6 protein-coding genes are annotated in these 5367 nt (G+C 73.7%); 4 read left to right on the top strand and 2 right to left on the bottom strand.

Annotated features, from left to right (window positions below):
* Positions 1–515 precede the first annotated feature (515 nt).
* Together VGR37_23750 and VGR37_23745 are read left to right on the top strand one after the other, a co-directional pair.
* The gene (locus VGR37_23750; protein ID HEV2150435.1) at positions 516–2000 is read left to right on the top strand and encodes a diguanylate cyclase; all 1485 of its coding nucleotides are present in this window, start codon (positions 516–518) and stop codon (positions 1998–2000) included.
* 54 nt (positions 2001–2054) lie between these two features.
* Positions 2055–2864, top strand: a complete 810-nt coding sequence (locus tag VGR37_23745) for a gamma-glutamyl-gamma-aminobutyrate hydrolase family protein (protein ID HEV2150434.1) — start codon at positions 2055–2057, stop codon at positions 2862–2864.
* A 255-nt stretch (positions 2865–3119) separates the two neighbouring features.
* Here VGR37_23745 and VGR37_23740 read toward each other — a convergent pair whose 3' ends face one another.
* On the bottom strand, positions 3120–3335 hold the full coding sequence (locus VGR37_23740; protein HEV2150433.1) for a hypothetical protein: 216 nt from the start codon (positions 3333–3335) through the stop codon (positions 3120–3122).
* Positions 3336–3338: 3 nt separating this feature from the next.
* Complete coding sequence (locus tag VGR37_23735; protein ID HEV2150432.1) at positions 3339–3968, bottom strand: hypothetical protein; 630 nt, start codon at positions 3966–3968, stop codon at positions 3339–3341.
* A 144-nt stretch (positions 3969–4112) separates the two neighbouring features.
* Here VGR37_23735 and VGR37_23730 point away from each other — a divergent pair, with 144 nt between their 5' ends.
* Positions 4113–4871, top strand: coding sequence for a DsbA family protein (locus VGR37_23730; GenBank protein ID HEV2150431.1), 759 nt, complete (start codon positions 4113–4115; stop codon positions 4869–4871).
* The gene (locus VGR37_23725; protein HEV2150430.1) at positions 4868–5356 is read left to right on the top strand and encodes a vitamin K epoxide reductase family protein; all 489 of its coding nucleotides are present in this window, start codon (positions 4868–4870) and stop codon (positions 5354–5356) included. The genes VGR37_23730 and VGR37_23725 overlap by 4 nt, the downstream gene beginning before the upstream one ends.
* Positions 5357–5367 lie beyond the last annotated feature (11 nt).

The raw sequence follows: 5367 nt of genomic DNA, 5'->3' as shown, positions 1-5367 counted from the left end.
GTCCACGAGCGCGGGCTCCGGCTCCGGGCGGGCGCAGCCGGCCAGCAGCCAGGCCGCCAGGGCGAGGGCGAGCGGGCGGCGGTGGCCCGGAGGTGTCCGGAAACGGAACGGGATCATTCGGTCTGCATCGCGCGTGGGTCCCGGATCGCTTCCGGTGCGGGGCCGGCAAGCACGATCCGGGCCGGTGCGGTGGGGCGGCGGAGGGACAGAATGGGGCGGGGCTGTCTCAACCAGGCGGGGAACACGCGGCGGCCCGGCGGGCCGCCACCCAGGCGCGGCGCGCACAATCGGCCCTGGCCGGGGGCTGGTCTGCGTCTTGCTCCGGGGCGGGCAACTTCTGCCCGCGGCCTCACCACGGAGCGCGGGCCCGTGTCCCCGGGAGCCGGACCCCCGGGGCGCACCCGGCGGTCCCGCCGCCGGGGACCATGAAACGACACCGGTCGCCGAGAACCCAGGCGCGGTCCACGCACCGCGCCACGCTCGCGCCCGTTCTCCCAATCGACTGCCGCGCGAGCATGAGCCGCTCTTCGACCGTCTACGTCACCGACGACAACCCGGCGATCCTCCAGGGGCTCGACCGCGCCCTGAACGCCAACGGGTACCGCGTGTGCACCGCCGACAGCGGGCCGCGCCTGCTGGACCTCCTCGCGGGCGCGCCCGCGCCGCCCGACCTCCTCCTGCTCGACGTCATGATGCCGGAGATGAGCGGGCTGGAGGTGCTGCGCTCCCTGCGCCGCGACTCCCGCTGGACGGACCTCCCCGTGGTGCTCATCACCGCCACCAACGATGCCACCCTCCCCGTCTCCGCCCTTCGCGACGGCGCGGTGGACTTCCTGACCAAGCCGTTCCGGCTGGACGAGCTGCTGGCCCGCGTGGACTCGCACATCCAGCGGCACCAGGAGCTGCGGCGGGCCCGCGAGCAGGCCCGCATCCGCCTGCAGGCCATCGACCTCATCCGCGAGCTGAACCGGGTGGCCACGGCCGACGAGATGTTCCACCTCGTCACCTCGCGCACCGCCGAGATCCTGGAGGTGGGCCGCTGCTCGGTGGTGGTGGTGGAGCGCGGCGAGCACGGCGAGGCCGTGGCGCGGGTGGCCGCCTCCTCCGACGGCGCCGTCGAGGGGAAGACGCTGGAGCTGGACGACCACCCGGAGGTCCGCGCCGCCCTGGAGCGGAACGCCCCCGTCTGCGTGGCCGACGTGGCGAGCTCGCCCCTCTTCGCCGAGGCGCGGGCGCGCCGGGAGCTGGACGGCCCGGAGAGCGACGTCCACTCGGTGGTGGCCGTGCCCTTCCCCATCACCAGCGGGCTGACCGGGGTCTTCCTGGAGCACGCCCGCGCCGGGGAGCCCGCGCTGGGCGAGGGGGCCGAGGAGCTGGCGGGGAGGGTGGTGGAGGCGCTGGTGCAGGCGTGCGGGCGGGTGCAGGCCTTCCAGAACCTGATCGAGCAGCGCCGCCGCCTCCACGACCTGGCCCACACCGACGAGCTGACGGGGTGCGCCACGCGCCGCTCGCTCCTGACCTTCCTCCGCGAGGAGATGGAGCTGGCCACCACCCGGCAGGAGCCGCTCAGCATCCTGCTGATGGACGTGGACCGCTTCAAGGAGATCAACGACACGTACGGGCACCTGGCGGGCGACGCGGTGCTCCGCGCGCTCGGCGCCTGGCTGCACGCCGAGGGCGCCCTCCGCTCCCACGACCTGGCCGGCCGCTACGGCGGCGACGAGTTCGTGGTCGTCCTCCCGCAGACCCCCGCCGCCGGCGCGCTCCGCTTCGCCGAGCGCGCCCGGAGCCACTTCGCCGCCGTCCCCTTCACGTTCGACGCGGCCCCGGTGCTCGTCACCCTCAGCGTGGGCGTCGCCAGCTGGCCGGACGTGGACGCCCGCGACGCCGAGGAGCTGCTCTCCGCCGCGGACGCCGCCCTGTACGCCGCCAAGCAGGCGGGGCGCGACCAGGTGCACCTCGCCGCCTCCGCCCCACTGCCGCACCTGGCCGCGGGGTAGGCTCGGATCCTGCAGCGCGCTGGGCTTCCGAACCCCACAGGAACCGGAGGAAGCGTGCGCCCGCTGATCGTCGTCACCACCACCATGCGCCCCGGGGGATCCCACGATCTCCCGCAGGTGATCCTCAACGTGCAGTACGTCAGGTCCGTGGAGCAGCCCGGAGGGACGGCGCTTCTCCTCACCCCCGGCCACACGCCGGAGTCCGTCCGCCGGCTCGTCGGCATGGCGCACGGCCTGGTGCTCACCGGTGGCGAGGACGTGGACCCCGCCCGCTACGGCCAGGCGCCGCACCCGGCGCTGGGCACCGTGAACCCCCCGCGCGACGAGGTCGAGTTCGCCGCGCTGGAGGCGGCGCTCGCGCGCCGGATGCCGGTGCTCGCCATCTGCCGGGGGTGCCAGGTGCTGAACGTGGGGATGGGGGGGACGCTCTTCCAGGACCTCCCCTCGCAGCGCCCGAGCCGGATCCACCACGAGCAGTCCGCGCCCTGGAACCACCGCTGGCACCACGCCACGGTGCGCGAAGCGTCCGGCCTGCGGCGCATCTTCGGGACGGACGAGCTGTTCATCAACTCCTTCCACCACCAGGCGGTGGACGCGCTGGCGCCGGGGCTGGAGGCCACGGTCGTCTCCGAGGACGGCGTGGTGGAGGGCGTGGAGGCGCGGGACTACCCCTGGGTGTACGGCGTGCAGTGGCACCCGGAGCGCGGCGAGGCCGAGTCCCCGGGCGACCAGCGCAACCCGGACCGGCGGCTGTTCTGGGCGCTCATCCAGGCGGCGCGTGAGTACGGGGAGATGGTGGAGTCTTCTGCAGAGGCGGATTCGGGCGTGTCCCCCCTGGCGGGGGGCCGGGCTGCGGCGCACTAGAGCACGATACGACCGTGCTCTAGTGCGGCGAGCCTCCGCAAACAGCCGCGGAGTCTCGCCCCTGACGGGCTCGCATCCCTCACGCGAGGCCCCCACCCGGCTCGCTTTGGGCTCGCAACATCTGCCCCCGATATCCCCCGCAAGCGGGAGAGGGGAGGACGGCAAGGCACCAGCCGTTGATCCCCTCTCCCAAACTTGGGAGAGGGTGGCGGCTCTCAGGCCGCCGGGTGGGGGCCGCCACTCCGCACTCCCGCACTACCCTACAACCGAAAAGCGGTCGATCTCGTCCAGCGCGAACCGCATCTCCTCGCCCGTGGTGGGGTGCACGGCGACGATCTCTTCGGTGGCGCCCGCGCTGCGCAGCTCGCGCGGCTGGATCACGTACTCCGTGCCGCGGCGCGAGAGCTGGATCCGCGCCCCCTCGTCGATCGCCCGCTCCAGCCTGTCCAGGTCCTGCGGCGTCCAGCGCACCCGCTACCTCCCCGCTCCGGTCGCGGGGGCCGCGGGCGCACCGGCGCCGGGGAGCGCCTCGGGGCGCACCGAGACGTAGAAGCCCTTCACGAAGAGCGAGTCCACCCGCAGGAAGCCGCTGTCCGGGAGGTCGCCGAACTTGCCGCCCACGCGCGGGGTGGGGCGGGGGAGGCGCACCCCCAGCGTGTCCAGCCGCACCTTGAGCTCCGCCTGCGCGATCTTCTGGATGTAGCCGTCCAGCCGCACCGCACCGCCGGGGACGATGCCGAGCCGGGTCCCCTCCGGCGGCGGCGGCTCGAAGCGGACCAGGATCCGGCGCCCCCCCGCCGAGCGCACCCACAGCGAGTTCCCCGCCACCCGGCTCTCCGCCACGCCGGTCAGGCGCACCAGCGTCCCCAGGTCGGCCTCGCTGAGCTGCGAGACCGCCTCGAAGGGGGTGGGCTCCACCGGGATCACCGGCGCCCGCTTCGCGCCGAAGTCGGCCCGCGCGCCCACCCGGGCGGTCTCGGCCGCCTCCGTGGGGTCGCCGAAGAAGAGCGAGAAGGCGAGGACCGCCAGGGCAACCGTCACCAGCCCGCCGATCAGGAGCCACAGGTGGGAGCCCCGGGGTCGTACCAGCCGTATGTCCGGCATCGGTGTCGCGTGGTTCGGGGGAAGAGCTCGGACCGCACAAAAAAGCAAGGAACGTTCCCCGGCTTGCCGGGTTCGAGCTCCGTCCGTTAAGATATCGGCCGAAGACACCGAGAGCCCAATCCCCGCCGTTCACCCCCGGAAGAAATGAGCAAGCCCGTATCTCGCAGCCCCGCGCCCCGCGGCCGCTCTCCGCTGGCGCCCTTCTACGTCGTCCTCGGCGTCGTCGCCCTCGCGGGCGTCGGCTTCCTGATCTACCAGGCCTTCGGAAAGGACAAACCGGCCTCGGAGCCGGTGCCGGTGGCGCTCGACGCCGCGCGGCTGAACCGGGTGCAGGGGATCTCCGTGGGGCCGCCCGATGCCCCCGTGGTGATCTACGAGTTCGCCGACTTCCAGTGCCCCGCGTGCGGGCAGTTCGCCGGGATGGTGGCGCCGCTCATCAAGGACCGGCTGGTGGAGCCCGGGAAGGTCCGCTTCGTGTACTACGACTTCCCGCTCGTCGACATCCACCCCAACGCCTTCCTGGCGTCCCGCGCCGGCCGCTGCGCCAACGAGCAGGGGCGGTTCTGGGAGTTCCACGACATCGTCTACGGCCAGCAGCCCAACTGGTCCCATGCGTCGGACCCCACCGACCTGTTCGTGCAGTACGCCCGGCAGGCGGGGGCGGACCCCCGGGCCTTCGAGGCGTGCCTCCGCTCCGACAAGTACCAGCGCGAGATCTCCGAGAGCATGGAGCTGGGCCGCTCGCTCGGGGTGCAGGGGACGCCCACCCTGATCGTCAACGGCCGCCGGCTGGGACAGACGCCCTCGTTCACGGAGCTGAACCGCATGGTGGACGAGGCCGCGAGCGGCGGCGGTGCCGTCCCGGCGGCGGACACGGCGGAGACCTCCGGCGCGGCGCAATGAGCCTGGAGGCGCCCGCCGCGCCCGCCGCTCCGGAGGCGTCCGCCGCGCCGGAGGACTCCGCGCCCCCGGCGTCGCGGATGGCGGTGGCCGTGCTGTCGCTGGTGGGCGTCTTCATCTCCGGGTACCTGACGCTCTACAAGCTCGGGTACCTGGGCGTCATCCAGTGCGGGACCGGGGGGTGCGAAACGGTGCAGGCGTCGAAGTACGCCTACTTCCTCGGCGTTCCCGTGGCCGTCTGGGGGATCGGCGCGTACGGCGCCCTGCTCCTCCTGGCGCTGGCGGGGGTGCAGCCGCGCTGGGTGCGCTCGCGCGGGGTGGCGGCCGGACTCTTCGCCATGGCGGCGGCGGGGGTGGCGTTCTCCGCCTACCTGACCTACCTGGAGGCCGCGGTGATCCACGCCTGGTGCCGCTGGTGCGTGGCCTCGGCCGTGCTGATCACGCTGATCTTCCTGCTTTCCCTTCCGGGGCTGCGGCAGGCCCGGTAGGGAAGGCGGAT

This window comes from Longimicrobiaceae bacterium (assembly GCA_035936415.1).
Lineage (GTDB): Bacteria > Gemmatimonadota > Gemmatimonadetes > Longimicrobiales > Longimicrobiaceae > JAFAYN01.
Note: the sequence above shows the minus strand (reverse complement) of the source record. Positions and strands in the feature narration are given on the sequence as shown.